Annotated in this window: 22 protein-coding genes and 1 pseudogene; 18 read left to right on the forward strand and 5 right to left on the reverse strand. The window is 38.8% G+C overall.

Annotation, left to right across the window (positions count from 1 at the left end; all coding sequences use genetic code 11):
- Positions 1–2: 2 nt before the first annotated feature.
- Positions 3–1,286, forward strand: coding sequence for a cytidylate kinase family protein (locus DWW77_RS08195; protein WP_118608481.1), 1,284 nt, complete (start codon positions 3–5; stop codon positions 1,284–1,286).
- 151 nt (positions 1,287–1,437) lie between these two features.
- Here DWW77_RS08195 and DWW77_RS18490 read toward each other — a convergent pair whose 3' ends face one another.
- Entirely contained in the window at positions 1,438–1,668 is a 231-nt protein-coding gene (locus tag DWW77_RS18490) for a helix-turn-helix transcriptional regulator (protein WP_118608482.1), read from the reverse strand.
- Between the two features lie 98 nt (positions 1,669–1,766).
- Here DWW77_RS18490 and DWW77_RS18030 point away from each other — a divergent pair, with 98 nt between their 5' ends.
- Complete coding sequence (locus DWW77_RS18030) at positions 1,767–1,940, forward strand: hypothetical protein (protein WP_182431210.1); 174 nt, start codon at positions 1,767–1,769, stop codon at positions 1,938–1,940.
- Here the strand turns inward: DWW77_RS18030 and DWW77_RS08205 are convergent.
- Positions 1,902–2,357: an Rrf2 family transcriptional regulator gene (locus DWW77_RS08205; RefSeq protein WP_118608483.1), complete on the reverse strand. Its 456-nt coding sequence runs from the start codon at positions 2,355–2,357 to the stop codon at positions 1,902–1,904. The two genes, DWW77_RS18030 and DWW77_RS08205, sit on opposite strands and share 39 nt — an antisense overlap.
- 226 nt (positions 2,358–2,583) lie before the next feature.
- Here DWW77_RS08205 and DWW77_RS08210 point away from each other — a divergent pair, with 226 nt between their 5' ends.
- A complete protein-coding gene (locus tag DWW77_RS08210; protein ID WP_118608484.1) occupies positions 2,584–3,210 on the forward strand; it encodes a DUF3786 domain-containing protein in 627 nt (208 codons plus the stop codon).
- Here the strand turns inward: DWW77_RS08210 and DWW77_RS08215 are convergent.
- Positions 3,132–3,779 (reverse strand): TetR/AcrR family transcriptional regulator, encoded by a 648-nt coding sequence (locus DWW77_RS08215; RefSeq protein ID WP_059085498.1) that lies wholly within the window; start codon positions 3,777–3,779, stop codon positions 3,132–3,134. The two genes, DWW77_RS08210 and DWW77_RS08215, sit on opposite strands and share 79 nt — an antisense overlap.
- 168 nt (positions 3,780–3,947) lie before the next feature.
- On the opposite strand from DWW77_RS08215, the gene DWW77_RS08220 reads away from it, so the two are divergent.
- The 5 genes and pseudogenes from DWW77_RS08220 to DWW77_RS08240 form a co-directional block, all read left to right on the forward strand.
- Entirely contained in the window at positions 3,948–4,718 is a 771-nt protein-coding gene (locus tag DWW77_RS08220) for an ATP-binding protein (RefSeq protein ID WP_092070354.1), read from the forward strand.
- A gap of 85 nt (positions 4,719–4,803) precedes the next feature.
- Positions 4,804–5,736, forward strand: a complete 933-nt coding sequence (locus DWW77_RS08225) for an AAA family ATPase (protein ID WP_015524504.1) — start codon at positions 4,804–4,806, stop codon at positions 5,734–5,736.
- Between the two features lie 6 nt (positions 5,737–5,742).
- Positions 5,743–7,560 carry a cobaltochelatase CobT-related protein gene (locus DWW77_RS08230; protein ID WP_118608485.1) on the forward strand — a complete coding sequence of 606 codons (1,818 nt, stop codon included), beginning with the start codon at positions 5,743–5,745 and terminating at the stop codon, positions 7,558–7,560.
- Between the two features lie 16 nt (positions 7,561–7,576).
- Entirely contained in the window at positions 7,577–7,771 is a 195-nt protein-coding gene (locus tag DWW77_RS08235) for a hypothetical protein (protein WP_118608486.1), read from the forward strand.
- Positions 7,772–7,793: 22 nt separating this feature from the next.
- Positions 7,794–8,111, forward strand: a pseudogene (locus DWW77_RS08240) (nucleotide-binding protein); the annotation flags it as partial.
- Positions 8,112–8,367: 256 nt separating this feature from the next.
- Here the strand turns inward: DWW77_RS08240 and DWW77_RS08245 are convergent.
- Positions 8,368–9,516: an SLC13 family permease gene (locus tag DWW77_RS08245; RefSeq protein ID WP_118254229.1), complete on the reverse strand. Its 1,149-nt coding sequence runs from the start codon at positions 9,514–9,516 to the stop codon at positions 8,368–8,370.
- 222 nt (positions 9,517–9,738) lie between these two features.
- On the opposite strand from DWW77_RS08245, the gene DWW77_RS08250 reads away from it, so the two are divergent.
- The 3 genes from DWW77_RS08250 to DWW77_RS18035 all read left to right on the forward strand — a co-directional run bounded on the left by DWW77_RS08250 (position 9,739) and on the right by DWW77_RS18035 (position 10,924).
- Complete coding sequence (locus tag DWW77_RS08250; protein WP_092070323.1) at positions 9,739–9,921, forward strand: hypothetical protein; 183 nt, start codon at positions 9,739–9,741, stop codon at positions 9,919–9,921.
- A gap of 78 nt (positions 9,922–9,999) precedes the next feature.
- On the forward strand, positions 10,000–10,443 hold the full coding sequence (locus DWW77_RS08255; RefSeq protein WP_118608488.1) for a cupin domain-containing protein: 444 nt from the start codon (positions 10,000–10,002) through the stop codon (positions 10,441–10,443).
- Positions 10,444–10,597: 154 nt separating this feature from the next.
- Entirely contained in the window at positions 10,598–10,924 is a 327-nt protein-coding gene (locus DWW77_RS18035) for a helix-turn-helix domain-containing protein (RefSeq protein WP_274602525.1), read from the forward strand.
- On the opposite strand, the gene DWW77_RS08265 is transcribed toward DWW77_RS18035, so the two are convergent.
- Positions 10,897–12,234 carry an MATE family efflux transporter gene (locus tag DWW77_RS08265; RefSeq protein WP_118608490.1) on the reverse strand — a complete coding sequence of 446 codons (1,338 nt, stop codon included), beginning with the start codon at positions 12,232–12,234 and terminating at the stop codon, positions 10,897–10,899. The genes DWW77_RS18035 and DWW77_RS08265 overlap by 28 nt on opposite strands.
- A gap of 1,096 nt (positions 12,235–13,330) precedes the next feature.
- Here DWW77_RS08265 and tnpA point away from each other — a divergent pair.
- The 7 genes from tnpA to DWW77_RS08310 all read left to right on the forward strand — a co-directional run bounded on the left by tnpA (position 13,331) and on the right by DWW77_RS08310 (position 19,007).
- The gene (gene tnpA / locus DWW77_RS08280) at positions 13,331–13,669 is read left to right on the forward strand and encodes an IS200/IS605 family transposase (protein WP_330603400.1); all 339 of its coding nucleotides are present in this window, start codon (positions 13,331–13,333) and stop codon (positions 13,667–13,669) included.
- A 204-nt stretch (positions 13,670–13,873) separates the two neighbouring features.
- Positions 13,874–14,251 (forward strand): replication initiator protein A, encoded by a 378-nt coding sequence (locus tag DWW77_RS08285; RefSeq protein WP_330603409.1) that lies wholly within the window; start codon positions 13,874–13,876, stop codon positions 14,249–14,251.
- Entirely contained in the window at positions 14,251–15,066 is an 816-nt protein-coding gene (locus tag DWW77_RS08290; RefSeq protein ID WP_118608491.1) for an ATP-binding protein, read from the forward strand. Before DWW77_RS08285 ends, DWW77_RS08290 begins: the two co-directional genes overlap by 1 nt.
- On the forward strand, positions 15,063–15,272 hold the full coding sequence (locus DWW77_RS08295) for a MerR family transcriptional regulator (protein ID WP_004844954.1): 210 nt from the start codon (positions 15,063–15,065) through the stop codon (positions 15,270–15,272). Before DWW77_RS08290 ends, DWW77_RS08295 begins: the two co-directional genes overlap by 4 nt.
- Before the next feature lie 134 nt (positions 15,273–15,406).
- A complete protein-coding gene (locus tag DWW77_RS08300) occupies positions 15,407–16,675 on the forward strand; it encodes a site-specific integrase (RefSeq protein WP_118608492.1) in 1,269 nt (422 codons plus the stop codon).
- Positions 16,676–16,869: 194 nt separating this feature from the next.
- Positions 16,870–18,354 (forward strand): right-handed parallel beta-helix repeat-containing protein, encoded by a 1,485-nt coding sequence (locus DWW77_RS08305; RefSeq protein WP_118608493.1) that lies wholly within the window; start codon positions 16,870–16,872, stop codon positions 18,352–18,354.
- A gap of 182 nt (positions 18,355–18,536) precedes the next feature.
- Positions 18,537–19,007 (forward strand): low molecular weight protein-tyrosine-phosphatase, encoded by a 471-nt coding sequence (locus DWW77_RS08310; protein ID WP_118608494.1) that lies wholly within the window; start codon positions 18,537–18,539, stop codon positions 19,005–19,007.
- The last annotated feature ends 94 nt before the right edge of the window (positions 19,008–19,101 follow it).

A 19,101-nucleotide genomic window follows, 5' to 3' on the forward strand; every position in this document is an offset into this window, starting at 1 on the left:
AAATGGAGAAACGAAAACGATATTTAATATTTCTGGTGGGATTGTTTGTAAACTCCCTGGGAGTCAGTCTGATCACAAAGGCAAACCTAGGAACATCCCCGATTTCATCAATTCCTTACGTATTAAGTCTTAATTTTCCATTTACACTTGGAAATTTTACCATCTTTTTCAGTATCTTTCTGATCGTACTGCAGTTGATCATCCTGAGAAAGAACTTTAAATTGGAGCACATCCTTCAGATTCCGGTATCCATCATATTTGGATATTTTATTGATCTTACCATGATTCTTTTTTCCTGGGTCAATCCGGAAGCGTACATCATGAAGATTGTATATCTTCTCATCGGATGTCTGATTCTTGGCGTAGGTGTATATATGGAGGTCTTGGCAGACGTTGTCATGCTTCCGGGAGAATCTTTTGTCCGTGCTATTGTTCTTACATGGAAAACAAATTTCGGAACAACCAAGATCTGTTTTGATGTATCCATGTCAGTGATCGCTGCTGTACTTTCTTTCGTATTTGCAGGAAGACTGGCTGGTGTAAGAGAAGGTACCGTTATTGCTGCCCTTCTGGTAGGCTTTATCGCCAGACTCATCGGTAAGAAACTTGTATTCCTGAAAGATATGATTTTCCCGGAAAGCGTATCTGCAGAAAACGAGAACGAAGCAAAAGAACAGACAGCAGGAACCTATGGAAAAAATGTTATCGCCATTGGAAGACAGTTTGGAAGTGGCGGCCACGATATTGGCAAGATTCTTGCAGAAAAGTTGGGATATGATTTTTATGATGCGGAGATTATCCAGATGACAGCAGGAACCACCGGATACACACCGGAATTCATCAAGAAAAACGAAGAGATCATGACAAACAGTCTCATCTATGATCTGGTTAATCAGATGTATCTGAATGCGGATATGCAGGATGAAGCACCGAAGGATAAGATTTTCGAGGCAGAATGTCAGGTTGTACGTAATCTTGCGAAAAAAGGCAACTGCGTGATAGTAGGCCGTTGTGCAGATTACGTTCTCAGAAATTCCGGAAACTGTCTGAAAGTATTTTTTTCAGCGCCTCTTGTGAGCAGAATTAGAAGAGTGGCACAGAGACAGAATATCTCCGAGGGAGAAGCCAAAGCTACGGTTCAGAAAAATGAAAAACTCCGTGCAGATAACTACCGTTATTACACCCGCCGTATGTGGGGTGCAGCCGGAAACTTTGATCTCAGCCTGAATACAGATTTGGGAGAAGAATATATTGAGAACTGCATCCGCAGTGCTATGAAACTGTAAAAATATATAAAGCCTTATAATATTTGTCGTAAATGATATAGCCCCTTAAGGAACAGTCAATCTAAAAATCATATTTGAGGGACATATCATTTGCAGTAATATTATAAGGCTTTTTCTTTTCTACTGTATACAGATAAGACATATACAGGACTTATAAAGTATTTCGGTATTCCGCTGGTGTCATATGGAACTTTTTCTCAAAAATTTTATAAAAATGCGTAATGTTGGAATAACCGATCTCTTCCATGACAGCAGTAACAGAACGATCAGGCTGCTTTAACATTTTCGCCGCTCTGGACAGACGGATATTCTGGATAAGAGAAGAAAAAGTCTGTCCCGTATAATTTTTTAGGATAAAAAGCAGGAATCCTCGGCAATTCAATTACCGAGATGAAAGCGTAAACTGTGCATGTCTACACTCATAATAAATGAAAGATTGCAGAAAAGTACAACACAACACCAGAAGAGGTACGCAGAGAAATGCAGATAGCCATAGATGCAGGATTTGATAATCCTGATCCGGCTGTGCGAAGTATTTATGGGAAACCTGAATCCGGTCATAAGGAAGGTGAACCGGATGTAGTAGGAACATTTTCCGTAAATCGGGATGAAAATTTAACCGTGATGGCTAACCGGGGAGATATTGAGGATTGATGTTCGCTGATAATAGGTATCTATGATATCCTGTAAAGTAATCGTATTCATTTTTTCTTCAGCAGTTTTTTGGATTTCATTATAGAATTCCTGTAAAGACAACTGAATATTAATGCCAACGCCGCAATCAGGGTTGGTATGAGTATCTAAATGGAGCAGCGGCTTCTCACCTTCAACTGCTTTATAAATATCCAGCAATGTAATCTGATCCGCAGGTTTTGAAAGAGAAGGACGAGCATGTCCGGCTACACTGGTCATAAGTCCGGCTTTTTTTAGTTTTAACATAAGCTGGCGTACAAAGCCGGGATTTGTATGGACACTTTCTGCAATTGAGGCACTGGAGAGAGATTTTTCCTGGTTGATAGCAATCAGAACCATCACATGAACAGTATCGCTTAATTTTGTTGAATATTTCATGATAAGAAACTCCTTATAGTATGATATAATGATTTTTTTCACATTTTTGAGACAAAAATATTTCTGGTTTGTCTAAAATATTTCAAGTTCTCAACAGTTCTTTTTAATGTGTTGAGAAACTGTGCATATTTATTATTTTGATGATTGTAAATAATATAATTACAACTATAATGAAATTTAAAGGAAAAGTCAACACAGTAATGAAACTTACGGCAAAGGAGAGCTTATGGAATACAAAAATCAAACAGAAAATCGTGCATTTCAGGAAATGTTGCAGGCAGCAGTAAAACGGTTGCAAAATCGTTCCGGAGAGGATCTTGCTGCAAAAAGTGGGGCTGTTTTTCATAGCAGTCGAAATGTGCTTGAAGTACTGAGTTTTTATGAAACGATTGAAATTCAACTCCCTGAGTTTCGTATTAACTCAAACATGGACGAATGGCATTATCTGACATTGCTGCATTATCTGGATATGGCCGATGGAACAGATGGTTCACAGAAGCTCATTACTTTTGGTAACCTGAAAGATGGATTGATTCGAGGAACCAAGTTTGACCGGACTGCAGAGCAGAAACTGGAAAAGCTTTTGCAGGATAAAGATCCTGAGAAAATTCAGAAAGCATGTAAAAACCTGGGTGCAGAATTCACAGAGACAAAGGCGGATTTGTGTGCTGTTTTTCCAGTCCTGCCAAGATATCCGGTAACTTTAAAGATATGGTTTGCAGATGAAGAATTTCCTGCATCTGGCAAAATATTTCTTCAGGATCATGCCGATCATTATCTGAGTGTAGAAGATGCGGTAACAGTTGGAGAAATTTTGCTGCAAAAATTATCGGAAGCATTTTCTTCCCTCTGATCATGGATCAGAAAACTTTCCAGTCCGGCTTTGATAAATTTGTCAATTGTTGTCTGAATCTGTTTCCAGTCATTACAGTGATTGCGTAGCATCAGTCTGTTGATGGAAAGGCAGCCATTCATTTGAAAATAAAAAACCGATTCTGCCTGCTCAAAGGTCAGGAGGCTGTGTGACATAAGCCAGGTCACATAGCCTTCTTTTGTATTTTCTGCTAATTTTTCCAGAAGAATGGGGGCAATTGCATCATCCAGAAACAGTGCCCTGTATTGTGATTCCATCTGTATTTTCTGACAGAACGGATAAGAACAGCTTTTTTGATTTAGACAGAATAAATGATCTACAGTTGTTAACATATCCTGAGTCATATCATTAAAAATATCTGATAATACATCATGGATATCGTAGTAATGAAGATAAAAAGTGCCACGGTTGATTTCAGCATTTTTACAGATCTCTGTAACTGTAATTTTCGTAAAACTCTTCTGCTTTAACAATTCTAAGAACGTATCTTTTATGGTTTGCCTGGTATAGCGGGTACGGCGATCTTGTTTTCTCGTTTTTTCTGACATTATATACTCCTGTATGAATTGATATCATATGATTCCTCAACAATTTTTCTGATGTGTTGAGTAGCCATACAAATCTCACAGATTGATTATTGTAATTTATATAGTAACAACTATAATGAGATTTAAAGAAAAAGTCAACAGATTGTTCAGAATTTTAGGAGGAAAAACATGGGACATGTAATTGCTGTATCAGGAAAAGGCGGTGTAGGGAAAACAACCCTTTGTGGATTGTTGATTCAATATTTATGTGAAAATGGAAAACATCCGGTTTTAGCTGTAGATGCAGATGCAAATGCGAATTTGAATGAAGTGCTCGGCGTTGAACCGGAGATTACACTCGGAGAACTGAGAGAAGAGATTGAACGTGCAGGAGTTGATCCACGATATCAGATTCCGACAGGAATAACAAAACAGGCTTATCTGGAAATGCGTCTCTCCGATGCAATTGCAGAAGAAGATGATTATGATTTGATGGTAATGGGGCGAACCCAGGGACAGGGCTGCTATTGTTTTGTAAATGGTCTTGTGCAGACCCAGGTTCAGAAACTGCAAAGCCATTATCCATATATTGTGGTTGATAACGAAGCAGGTATGGAACATATCAGCAGGGGAATCCTGCCAATGATGGAAGTTGCGATTCTTGTAAGTGACTGTTCCAGAAGAGGTGTTCAGGCGGCTGGACGTATTGCAAAGCTGATGAAGGAGTTAAACTTTAAACCACAGAAAACCGGATTAATCGTGAATCGTGTTCCAGATGGAAAACTGGATGCCGGAACTCTGGAAGAAATCCGAAATCAGGGACTGGAACTGTTAGGGGTTGTACCACATGATGACCAGGTATATCAGTATGACTGTGCTGGAAAGCCGATCATACGGCTTCCGAAAGATTCTCCTGTAAGAAGTGCACTGGGAGAAATTGTAAAGAAGTTAGGATTGTGAGCTGGAGGATTGAAAGTTTGAAGATTGAGTAAACAGAAATATTATCTGATTTGGTATAACCAATTGCAAAGAAAGGAAAATCCTCATGAGAAATCATTGGACAGAAATAGAAAAATATTTAGAAGACCAGAAGATAGCGCAGGAACTGATTGGAGAACTGAGAGATTTTCACATGCGTTATGAGGTAAAGGATCAGGTAAAGGAACGGGTAGAAAAACCGGATATCTTATTTTATGGGAAAAAGATTCTGGAAATGTCAATAGCAGCGCTTCTTCAGGGAGATAACCTGTTACTTTCCGGTGCGAAAGCTACAGGAAAAAATGTACTATGCGAGACACTGGCATGGATATTCGGAAGACCGGAATACGACATTTCTTTTCATGTAAATACAGACAGTGCTGATCTGATCGGAACGGATACCTTTATAAATAATGAGGTTCGCCTTCGGAAAGGCCCCATCTACCAATGCGCGGAATTTGGAGGATTTGGAATCCTGGACGAAATCAATATGGCAAAAAATGATGCGGTTTCTGTATTGCATGCCACACTGGATCATCGGCGCAGAATCGATATTCCAGGATATAACAGGATTTTACTTCATCCGGCAACACGATTTATCGGCACGATGAATTATGGTTACGCAGGTACCAGAGAGCTAAATGAAGCATTGGTTTCAAGGTTTATGGTAATTGATATGCCTGAAATGGATGAGGATAGTGTCCTTTTTGTATTAAGACAACATTTTCCAGATGGGAAAAAAAGTGCACTGAAAGCATTTGCAGGACTGTTTCTGGATTTGCAGATCAAAGCTTATCATGGAGAAATCTCAACAAAATCTCTTGACCTGAGAGGATTGGTTTCTGCTGTAAAAGCAACAAGAAGCGGACTTTCTCCAATTGATGCAATCCAGATGGGGATTATAAATAAAAGTTTTGATGTATTTGAAAAAGAGATCGTAGAAGATGTGGTTTCTACCAGAATCCCATCTTCCTGGACCGGAAAAGATATATGGGGGTAAGCTTGTATGGAGGATGTCAGATGGCCGGCGGAACAACTGGAAGAACATCGTCTGGAGATCAGTAATCGTATCAGAAATCTTTTTTGGACAGTCAGTGGTGATTATGATATGGAATTTGAACCGGATACAGAAAAATATGTTTATTCAAAACAAACGGTTCTGTATGAGGCAGTGAAGCAGGGTGCCTTTGCACGATATTTTGATCAGAAGAAACTTGGCATGTATTTGATGAAAAAATTACATTTTTCTGCTGGAGAAGATATGCTTTTGCCTCTTGCCGGATTATGCATGGATGCTGCAGTGAATCGTTTTATCATTCGAGAACGTTTGGGAACAAAGGAAATCAGAGAACAGGCGTTCAGAGAATTGGAAAAGGCCGAGGAAGAGCAGGTATCAGACAAAGCTGGAACAGACCTGATTCACAGGATTAGGCTTCTGTATATAAGGCATGTTCTGGAGAACACAAACGATGAGGGAATGGATCCACAGGCAGAGATTGCATTGTACAAGATTCTTTCTTTGAAGGATGCGGAAAATACGGAAGAGGTCATAAACGTGATAGATGAGATTTATAATCATGTTCTGGATCCCTCTTTTGAAAAAAGGAATGGAAATCTGGAGAAGATTCTGAATTTACCGGATATGGCATTGGCCAATGACGCGTGGCAGGAATGCATGACGGATGAACAGATGGAAGACATCATTCAAAAATATCTTTCTAATCTCAAAAAAAAGATGATGAGTCTGGATATCAGAAACAAAAAGAAAAAAAGATTTTATTTCTCGCCGGAAAATGAAGAAGTTCCGGAAAGCTCGGAGAATATAAATCCACAGGCAGTGCGACGGATACGGGAATATGTGGAACTGAATTACGGAAAATCGTATCTAAGTGAATCGGAGCAGGCCAGAGTCAACCGTAAATTTTGTACAGGAATCCACAAAAACTGTATCCTGTATCTTACAGATGGAATTTTACAGAACCCTGTGATAAAAAATAATCAATACCGTTTTTCACAGCTGCAGTTTGAAAAAAATAAAGCCTATTATGGAAATAATCACTGGATCATCAAAAGAAATATTTCTGAGTTGGCAGAGTCACTGAAACGGGCATTTATAATCCGAAAGGATGATTTTGTCAGCAGATCTGATGCAGGGCAGCTTGTTCCTGAAAGGTTATGGAAAATTGGAAGAACAGATGATGACAAGTTATTTAATAGAAAAAAGAGAGCAGAAGATTCTGAGTTTGTAATAGATGTCTTGATTGATTCCAGTGGTTCCCAAGCTGGCAGACAGGCTCAGGTAGCGGCGCAGGGATATATTATCAGTGAAGCATTAAGCCAGGCAGGAATTCCTCATCGGGTGACAGGATACTGTGCTTTCTGGGGATATACAGTACTTCAGAGATTTCGGGATTATGAAGATCCAAGGGAAACAAATGAAAGAATCTTTCAATTTCGGGCATATGCCAATAACAGAGATGGGCTTGCCCTGAAAACCGTTTGTTCCTCTCTCATGGAGCGACCGGAAAAAAATAAGATTTTAATCGTATTAAGTGATGGAAAACCCTGTGATATGAGCATACAACGACCAGGAACCCGCCAGCCCAAGATCTATGACGGAGAAGGAGCTGTGAAAGATACTGCATATGAGGTGCGTCGTGCCAGAAATCAGGGAATTTTCGTAATTGGTATTTTTGTAGGGAATGAAGAAGAGCTCTCCGTGGAAAAGAGAATCTATGGAAAAGACTTTGCCTATATTCGTAATATCAGCAATTTTTCCCGTATGGTAGGAACTTTTTTGCGAAGACAAATTGATATGGAATGAAAATGGAGGAATCACTATGGGTAAAATTGGATTTTCCAATTGCCAGGATGTAAGAAATCAGAAAAAGATACGGGAATTAGATTGTCCACGCTGTCATGAACCGGGAGGCATTGAAGCCTTTGTGAAAGACGGGATACTTGCAGAGGATGGAGTATGTGATAACTGCGGATATATTCTTCCAGAAGGAACAGAACTGGAGGAAGTGGAGTAAGAAGCATTTGAGGAGATAACAGATGAAAATTGCTGTAACTGGAAAAGGCGGAGTAGGGAAAACCACGATATCTGCAGTATTAGCACGGCTGTATGCAGAAGAAGGGAAAAAAGTATTTGCTGTAGAGGTGGATCCAGATGCAAATCTTGGACTTGCACTGGGTTTTTCAGAGGAAGAACTGGAGAGTATTACGCCTATCAGTAAAATGAGAAGGTTGATTGAGGAGAGAACAGGTGCAGATAAAAGTAATACTTTTTATAAAGTCAATCCAAAAGTGGATGATATTCCTGAAATTTACGGAAAAGAAAATAATGGTGTTCGACTTCTGGTTCTGGGAACTGGTCCTATGTCAAGATTTAGTACAAGTTAAAAAAACAAAATATCTGCTGTTGGAGCAAACTCATTATACATCAGAAAGCCCTGTACGATATTTTTTTATGAAAAAGTTGTAAAGTGGTGTAAAGATTAATGATCTTTGTATTGGCACCGAAAATATATTTATTTCTCCGCGGCTTTTCTTCCAGGATGTGAGAGTGCCGCGGAGAATTTTTTGCGAAGAAAGAATTGCTATAGCTTTTGTAATTCCGGGAAAACCTTTATCTAAGAAAAAAATACAATATTAACATGAATATCATGAATATAATATTGGAGGCTGTGAATATTCCCAAATACTTCCCTCTCAGATTCCTGTTTTCTTTTGCAATATATTTGAAACTTATCAGGCTTGCCATGGATGCAATCAGAGTGCCGAGACCTCCAATATTGGTTCCGACAATTAAAGCCCGGTAATTATCTGTAAAGCCGGATAAAAGAAGCGCAGCGGGAACATTGCTCATAATCTGACTGGCAAGAACAGCAGTAAGTGTTTCCCTTCCTGCCATGATTCTTTCCAGAAAACTGCTGAATTGCGGAATCCTTCCAAGATTGCCGATAAAAATAAATAATGCGATAAAGGTGGCAAGCAGGGAGTAATCCACCCTGCTTATATTTTCCCTGTTTCTTAGCAGCATATATATAAGAACCAATACAAGAGGAATCTGGTATGGAATGATACGTGCAACAGTGAGCAGGCAGATTGTAAATAAGATCAGGTAAGCGGCCAGGTATTCCATGTTAAGTTCTTTTCTGTCAGAGAATCCCAAAAGAGTTTTATCTTTTTCGGAACCGCATACGTGAGGTGCTTTGGCAGCGGCTACCTGTATCCATATCAGAAGAAGGATAAGTGCTGTGGCGGAATAGGGAAGCATCAGGGTTATTAATTCTGCCGCGGACATCCCTGCTCTGGCATATAGATAAAGGTTCTGCGGATTTCCGATTGGTGTGAGCATGCTTCCGAGATTAGCAGCGATTGTCTGCATGGCTACTATTTTAAGAAGCCAGTAATTGCCCAGTTCCTTTGGCAGTTTATGCACAATGATCAGTGCAAGAGGAACAAAAGTAATCAATGCCACATCATTGGTGATCACCATTGACAGGAAGAAACATAAGAGTACCAACAGCCTGATCACACCCACAGTTCCCGATGTTCCCATAAGCAATTTTTTGGCAAGTATATCAAAAACACCAACAGCCTTCAAACCAGCTACAATTGCCATCAAACAGAATAGGAGCCCGAGAGTCCTGAAATCGATATAAGTAAAATAAGCCTTATCCGGTCTGACCCAGAACATAGAAAGAAGCGCCAGGATCACTGCAATTGACAAAACGGTTTCTTTCCTGAAAAAAACATATAATTTTTGTAACATAATATTTCCTTTCCGGTCTGATACGATCGCGTATAAGTATATCACAGAAACATCCAGAAAAAAAGAATATCATTTTGTATTGTGGATTGTGTTTGCGATTACCGCCTCATTCCTGTATAATAAAAATGTTATCAATGGCGACATCATTTCAAAAGTTCAGAATATGAAAGGAAAACGTTTTGGAAGAACTATACAGAAAATATCAGGGAAAAACAATAAAAGATGACTATGGGAAAAAATTCCAAGGAATTTATAGATTTTGCAAATGACATGAAAAAGAGCATGAAAATTAATGCCGCAAAATATGGATTAAGGCTTATTACTTTTGAGACGGGGCATTACGATATGTGCGGATATTTTAAGGACAACGAAACAAAAAAAGTATGCATATTTTTCATTCCATGAATGCAGGAACCACCCCATAGATTTCGACATGATGAACTCTAAGGGATTTCTCGTCCGTTCTGCAAAAGGATTGAACGATTGCACTGGAGGATACAACAACTTGTTGCGTATCTGCGTCATCAGAATCTTTATGCGATAAAAGAAAAGTGCCAGTACGGATCCATTCAGGTTCCATACAGTTACTATGACTGCGGTATACCGGATTATTTTACGAGTGTACCGCTGCACTGGCACAGTGAAATGGAATTAAATTACATAAAATCTGGAAATGGTTTTTTCAAATACGAGGATCAGACCATCTCTGCCAAACCAGGAGACATCGTTCTGATCCAGCCCAACGTCCTTCATGCTATCATGTCGGATGAGCACAGCTCTTTTTTTTATGATACCATTGTTTTTCATCAGAATACGCTGGTGGGAAGTTACGATGACCGTTGTTATACAGATATTCTGCTGCCGATCTTTTCTTCCAGACGAAGAGTTCTGGTCCCTGTATCTCAGGCCCCCCCCGGGGTATCATGAACTCCATGATTCGGTCCGGACTATTATGCAGTGTGCGCACAAAAATCTTGCAACGTCTGATCTGTTACTGAAAAGCGAATTGCTTCGCTTATTTTATCTGCTGGCATCGACACCGGGACTCTGCACCGAACACACGGTTTCGACAGAATCTCGGATGACCGAAACACTTCGGCCTGTTCTCACTTGTATACAGAAACATCATTCTGAATCTGTCACCATAGAGCAGCTGGCAAAGATCGCTCATATGAGCAGCAGTTACTTTATGAGCTGTTTCAAACAGAATTTCGGTCTCGGAGCCATTGAATATCTGAATCAGGTACGTATCCGATCAGCATGCGACCTTCTGCGCAATACGGATCGCAGTATCTCCGACATTGCTTTCGATACCGGATTTCATAACCTTTCAAATTTCAATCGACAGTTTCGCACCAAGGTAGGATGTTCTCCTCAGACTTACCGAAAAGAATCCGTTCTTTCCTGATAGATCCAGTAAGTGATCATCAACATGATCCAGGCGCCGATCCAGGCAGATACTTCTGCCAGAGCAACACCACGAAAAGCCAGATATGGAGTCAGCAGCTTTACCATGACCACTCGAAGAGACACTTCCAGGACTCCTGAAAGCATCGGAACAAACGTATGTCCCATGCCCTGACACCCGTTGCGGAACACAAACAGCCATCCCAGAGGAAACAGACAGATGCCTGTAACCGCCAGAAAATCTCTTGTGTAAGAAATAATCGACGCATCATTCAACATGAAAGAAGTCAGAAACTCAGGAATACACAGCAACATCAAAGCCAGTGGAATATTTATCAGGATCGTCAGGATAACTCCTTCCCGGATACCGGTACGTATCCGCTCCTTTTTTCCGGCACCATAATTCTGTCCCACAAAAGTAAGAAGTGCCAGGCCCACTGTATTTGCCGGCTGTTCAAAAAGACTGAGGATCTTGGTGCATGCCGCATAGGCAGCCACATAGCTTGTTCCCATATTGTTGACAAATGTCTGCAATACCATTCCACCCACTGCAGTGACAGAATTCATAACGGCAACAGGCAGACCTTTCAATGTCAGTCTTTTGATGATTACACTCTGTGGTTTCCAGTCCGTTTTTTTCGGGATCAGATTTTTTTCCCTTCCTATGTAGTAACAGCAGTAAAGCGCAGACAGAACCTGTGCCAGAACAGTGGCTAACGCTGCGCCAAAAACACCCATATGCAGCGGAAAAACGAATAACAGATCCATCAGAACATTAGCAATGGCGGAAATTATCATTGCAACCAGAGGCACCCGGCTGTTTCCGACGGAACGCAGAAGTGTCATGGCAAAATTATTAAAAATTGTAATGGTGGTTCCCGCAAGAATTGTTCCGAAATATTGCAGTGTTTCCGTCATCAGATCTTCCGGTGTATGGAGAAATGTAAATAATTGCCGCATGAAGGCCAGACTTACCACTGTGATCAAAATCCCAATAGCCAGACAGATCCAGACAGACATTGCCAGCTCCTTACGAAGTTTTTCATAATTGCCACTTCCAAAAGACTGAGAAATACAGATTCCCAATCCTCCTGTCAGCCCAATTGCGAAACCAATGATCAGAAAATGTACGGAACCGGTATTTCCGACTGCTGCAAGTGCCGTATCGCCAATTCCTTTTCCCACCACCATAGAGTCTGCAAAGCTGTATAACTGCTGAAACAGATTTCCTGCCAGGATCGGCAGAAAAAACTGTACCAGTAAACGCATGCAGTTTCCCTGCGTCATATCATTTGTCGTGTTCTTACCCATTATGTTACCTCCTGATGTCTAAACGGTACTCTCCAAATACTGTCTGCTTTTAGCCAGTATTTTACTACTGAAATGATACTTTTTCTATGACATTACTATGCTGAAATATTAGCAGAAAGTTTCTTGTTTAAATTTTTTATGATGTTTTCAGAGTTATCTTTTGAATAATATCTCATTTTTGCTGCCGATAAATAGTCCATAATAATACCTCCTCTTCAAAATTAATTCTATCATAAAATGACATATAAATCTAATAAAGATATGCTTAAAAGACAAGAGTTCATAATGATTAGTGAACATCATAATATTTTTAGAGTAGCATCCAAATATCACAAACCGATTTGATGAGGAGAAAATACCAGAGCAAGATCCACCCGTGTATTACAGTATTGTCATTTTGACAATTTTGTATTACTTACGAGTAGCAGACTTGATGGGGATTACGTCCCCATACCCACGTGAAAATATAATTGCTGGCAATTATATTTTAGCAGATACGCGAGCATATCTGAGTAAGCGTCACAGACAACAAAATAAGGAAATTTTGATAAGGCATTCACCTGGAATAGGTGAGTGTTTTTTTGTTTTTAAGTATTCAATTAACCGAAAAAATAAAAAAATTTCATCAGGGGGCTGTAAAGATGCCTCTCAGCGTTTCGTTTTATGTAAGGGTGTTTTTGACAGGAAAAAATAAAAATTTTTTCATCAAGAGGCTGTATTTATGCCCTTCATCTTTTGTATAAGTGTAAGAACATTTTTTAGCCGGCATAAAAATGATTTTTACAACAATTAGAAACAGAAATGAGGCGAGAAAAGAATGAAATATGAATACATGAAGGAGTCAGAGCAGATGCTTCAGTACTTCCAGTTTCCGAAGTTTTTGCTCAAACTGCGCATTTCCCAAACTGCAAAATTTCTTTATATGATTTTGTATGACCGGGCACGGATATCGAGAATGAATGAAAGAGCTAATCCCCCAGCTATGCTGGGGCGAATAGTGTAGTAGTGACGTTGTAGAATGTATAATAAAGCCTCCTATGATACAATAGTAAAGGTGTCTCAAGCCAATACTAAAGAGAATAGGAGGCGGTCCAACGTGGACAGTAGTAGTTTATCACATACGAGGTATAAATGCCAGTATCATATAGTGTTTATACCAAAGTATAGAAAACGAATTATGTACGGAAGATTAAAAGCAGATGTAAGAGAAATAATAAAAAAACTGTGCGATTACCGGAACATAGAAATAGTAGAAGGTGCAGTATGCGCAGATCATGTACATTTGTGTTTAAGCATTCCGCCAAGCGAAAAAGTGTCAGATGTGGTAGGGTACATAAAAGGAAAAAGTGCATTAATGATACACGATAAATATCCGGAAAGTGTAAATGGATGGTCAAAAGCTTTTTGGGCAGAGGATATTATGTCGCAACAGTAGGCAATATCACAGAAGATGCGGTAAAGGAATACATTCAGCAACAAAAAGAAGAATCGAAAAGAGAAGATACTAGAAGATAGCCTCTTTTAGAGGCCGGCCGGTATAAGTGCTTGAGGCATCCGCCTTTCAGGCGTTGCAGGCATAGGCCCCTTATAGGGGCATAATCAAACCACCAGTTGAACTGGTGGTTCATGACTTAGTTGGATAGACAAGTATGGAAATGTTTATCTGATTTTTCCGATAGAGGAATTGTCTGCTCAAATCGGCAAATGTAAATCTTCTGTAAAAACAGCATTGAAGGAATTAGATGATGTGGGACTATTGGTTCGCAGATCTGGTGGTTTTTCAAAACCCAATCATTTATATGTAAAAAATCCATCTGATGAGATAGGTTTACAGCCGGTTGACGATAAGGCGGTTGAAAAGATGGTTGCAACAGAGTCGGAAAAGCAACCTTCATCTGGTCGTAAAAATGGCTGTGCAGGAGTCGGAAATGTGGCACCTAGTAAAGTAACTGAGAAATATAAAAGTAATAAATATCATGAAGTAAATTATTGCTATGGGGAAGAAGAGAGTTTGTGATGAGAGAAGAAGATACCGTATGTGTAGGCAGTGATGGTTTGCAATACTGCAAAGTCTGTGGGGAAGCGAAAGAAGCTTTTTTCCCCGAGGGTGGCTTTATGGGGATGAAGAAACATTCCAGGCAATGTGCCTGTGACAGAAAAGCATATGAAGAAGAACAAAAATATTTTAAAGAGAAAGAACACCGGGAATTAGTCAGTAGAAATATGAGCATCTGTTTTGACGAGAGCAGGATGGAAGAGTGGACATTTGAGAATGCAGATATGTCAGATGCAGTAATGCATAAGGCAAAAAGCTATGTTGATAACTGGGAGGAAATGAAAAGAAATCATATAGGCTGTTTGTTCTGGGGACCGGTTGGCACTGGGAAAAGTTATATTGCCGGGTGTATTGCCAATGAACTTCTTAAGCGGGAAGTAACGGTAAAGATGACCAACTTCAATACCATTATCGATGATATATTTCCGTTGGCAGACAAAACGGAATATATCAATGCATTGGCTTCTTACCAGCTTTTGATTATTGATGATCTTGGAGTGGAACGAAATTCAGAATATGCGTTAGGAATTATTTTTAGTGTCATAGATCGCAGGATCCGTTCGGGACGACCTTTGATCATCACAACGAATCTTCCGCTGAAAGAAATAAAAAGCGAGACCATGTTGGATAAAAGGCGTATCTATGACCGTATTTTAGAAATGTGTACGCCTATGTATGTTGGAGGCACAAGCAAACGAGAAGTGATTGCAAGTATGAAAATGGAGAAAGCGAAAACGCTGTTGAACACAAACAGAGGGAAGGAGGAATGCGAATGAATCATACAGAAAAAACAATACCTGTTTGGAAGAAATATTCTTTAAATGTTTCCGAAGCAGCAGAATATTACGGAATTGGAGAAAAGAGATTGAGACAAATCGCAGGTGAAAATGAAGGAGCAGATTTTATTTTGGAAGTTGGTTCGCATATCCGGTTCAAAAGAAAATTATTTGAAGATTATCTGGACACAGCCAGTACAGTTTAAGTGACAGAATAGAAGAAATAGTAATGAAAATAATGTTCATTTTATCTTAGCGAAGAGAAGGTCTTGTGGTATAATGAATAAACCGAGACGGTCTTCCAAGTTAAATGAGCATTTAATGAAGGAGACGAAATATTATGAGTGAAAAAAGGAGAGATCATAGAGGACGTATATTACACAATGGAGAAATACAGTTATCTGATGGCAGATATCGATTTAAGTATGTCGATGAGATGGGAAAGGAGCGCTGCGTATATAGCTGGCGCTTAGACCATAACGATGCAACTCCGAAAGGAAAGCACCGTACTTTGTCGCTTCGAGAGATGGAGAAGAAAATTCAGGCGGATCATTTCGAGCAGATTGCAACAAATGGCGGAAATATGACAGTGCTGGAACTGGTTGAAAAATATATATCAACCAAAACCGGTGTCAGACCTACTACAGTTGCAGGATACGGAATAGTTATCAATATATTGAAGAAAGATCCATTTGGAAAAAGAAGGATTGATACGGTTCGGATTTCGGATGCAAAATGTTGGCTGATACATCTTCAGCAGGTAGAAAAGAAAAGCTATAGTTCCATCCATTCGATCCGAGGAGTCCTTCGTCCGGCATTTCAGTTGGCGGTGGACGATGACCTGATCAGGAAAAAACCATTTCAGTTTCAGCTAATGGAAGTGGTCGTGAATGACAGTGTGACAAGAGAGGCAATCAGCAGAGCGGAGGAGCGTAAGTTTTTACAATTTGTGAAGGAGGATCCTCATTTTTGCAGGTATTATGAGGGAATCTACATATTATTTAAAACCGGCCTTCGAATCTCGGAATTTTGTGGTTTAACGATTTCTGATATTGATTTTAAGGAGCATACGATCAACATCGATCATCAATTGCAGAAAAAATCAAAAATCGGATATTATATTCAAGAGACTAAAACAACCAGCGGAACGAGAAAGATACCTATGACTGCGGATGTAGAGGAATGCTTTCAGAAAATAATAGAAAAACGAAACCCGCCCAAAGCAGAGCCTATGGTAGATGGAAAAAGTGGATTTTTATACTTTGATAAAAATGAAAGTATCTGTTATTCCCTGCACTGGGAGCATTATTTTCAACACATCATTCAGAAGTATAATAATACTTATAAAGTACAGATGCCTGTCATTACACCGCATGTATGTCGGCATACCTATTGCTCAAATATGGCAAAAGCGGGAATGAATCCAAAGACATTACAGTACCTCATGGGGCATTCGGATATATCGGTCACAATGAATGTGTACACACATATCGGATTCGATGATGCAGAGGAAGAACTGAAACGAATGGAAGAGTTTAGGAAAGCGCAGGCGGAGATTGAACAGAAGAAAAAGAAACCAATGTCGCAGAAGATGTTCAAGGCAATTTAATATGGAAGATGGGTAACGCTCTGGCTTAGGGCGGAGCGTTATTTTGGTGGAAAAATGAGATGTTCTGAGATATAATTATTGTGTTAAGTATATTTATGAAACATTGTATAACACACATAAGATTTAATGCTGAGAAATTACAAATTTGTCATTGTTGAAAATAGATTTTCACATTAACGAGAAAGGGTGACGAAATGGAAAAAATACAAGTAGTGCTAGCTTCTCCATCGGATTTGGCTGATGAACGTCAAATGATTAAAGACTTAGTGAATTCATTAAATCCATTATATATGAAAAATGGAATATGTATTGATTTAAGAATGTGGGAAAACAGTACACCTGGAATGAATGCTGATGGACCGCAAGGTTTAATTGATATGGATTTAGAAATTACCAATGCAGATTTATTTATTTGTATGTATTGGAAAAAAATAGGTACAAAGTTAGCTAACGAAGATGTTGCAGGTACAGAGCATGAACTTAATTTGGCATTGGATAGTTATCATAAACGTAGAAAACCTGATATTAAAACTTTTTTTAAGGTGATTGATGAATCTGAAAAAAATGATGATACAAGGAAAATTTCTGCAATATCAAAGAAACTACAACCTTTAGGTTTATATACACCATTCAAAGATATAAGTGAACTAAAAGATAATGTAAGTAAAATCTTACAAGCTGAAGTAATGAATTTGATTCGTAAGCAAGGGCAAGTTATGCCTGAAATACATAAATATATTGAAATTTCAGACACAAATGAATTTATCAGTAATTTTTCATCTAATAATAAATTAGTTTTAAATAAAGGTTATTATGATATGTTGGATTTTGAAAGGGAAAATACAGATAATATTTTTAAAGAAGAAGTATTTGACGGAAATCAACTTGTGGTATCCAACATATCAAATGTTACTGTTGTGGGGGATAATTCGACATTGCTTGTTAATCCGAGATATGCAAATGTGATTTGTTTTCGTAAGTGCTCTAATATAAAATTGATTGGATTAACACTAGGCCATACGCCTCGAAAGGGAAGTTGTATGGGATCTGTCTTGCGGTTTGAGAATTGCAACAACATACAATTAGATTCGTTAGAATTATTTGGATGTGGAACATACGGAATTGAATTAGAAAACTGCACTAATATTCGAACCAATGGGATTAAAATTTTTGAGTGCTCTTATGGAGCATTAAGTATAATAAATTCAAATTTAGAATTTTCAAATAGCATGATATATGATTGCAATAAAACTGTAGGTTGTATTATTGAAGCTACAAATAGTCAATTAGATTTTAATAATGTATCGATTTTTAATAATTATATAGATAACTATCTGATTTCTTTGGAATCTTCTAGTTTGTTTTGCAGTGGTGTTTGTGTGTATTCTAATTCATTTGCTGGCTTATGTAATCAAGCGATTCCATTTGGATTATTTGAAGAAAATAATGTAATTCAAAGAGGGGAAGAGTTTAATATCACAATTTCTTCTTCAAAAAAAACTACAAGAGATGTATATGAAGAAATTAAAGAATTTGTTTGTATATATGGGAAAATAGAAGAATCTGTTTTTGATGATGGACAAATCTATATAAATGTTATAACGTCTAGATTTGAGAATATTTCCCAAATAGAAAGCTTTATAGAGGGGTATGATAATCTGGCAACGGCATGCGGTTAATTACGATTCCTTAGTAGTAACCCATTCCCTTTTACTACTAATTTTACTACTAACAAATAGTAACAACATGCTCAATTCTGCTCTGTTTTGCCACAATCTGTAATTTCAGAGCATTTTACCATACCCCCCATAACTCCTTGCAAAACAGGGCATTCCGGGGCAAAAGAAGGAGAAATAAAACTATGATTAAAGTGCTTTTCATCTGCCACGGCAATATCTGCAGATCAACCATGGCCGAGAGTGTTTTTACGCACAAGGTAAAAATGCTCGGCCTTTCAGATCAGTTTTTGATCGACAGTTTTGCAACAAGTACAGAGGAGATTGGGAATCCACCTCACAGAGGAACAGTGAACAAGCTGCGAGAAGTGGGAATACCACTGGTTCCGCACAGAGCGAAGCAGATTACGTGGGCGGATTATGAAAAATCCGATTATATTATTGGTATGGATTCTGCTAATATGCGTAATCTTAACAGGATGCTGAAGAATGACCCGGAAGAGAAGCTTTATAAGTTTCTGACTTTTGCCGGATCAGGACGGGATATTGCGGATCCTTGGTATACAGGAAATTTTGACAAAACTTATGAGGATATACAGGAAGGTTGTGAGGGATTTCTGGATTATCTGGAGAAACATGGAGAAATCCATTACTGATATTTCGGAATGAGACACAAATCTGAAACAATACAAAAGGTATGACAGCAAAAGGCAGCGGAAGCTGCTTTTTCTGTCGATGAAAACTTCTTTA

Origin of the sequence: Ruminococcus sp. AF17-12, from assembly GCF_003479245.1 — a bacterium.
In the GTDB taxonomy this organism is placed as follows: domain Bacteria; phylum Bacillota; class Clostridia; order Lachnospirales; family Lachnospiraceae; genus Blautia_A; species Blautia_A fusiformis.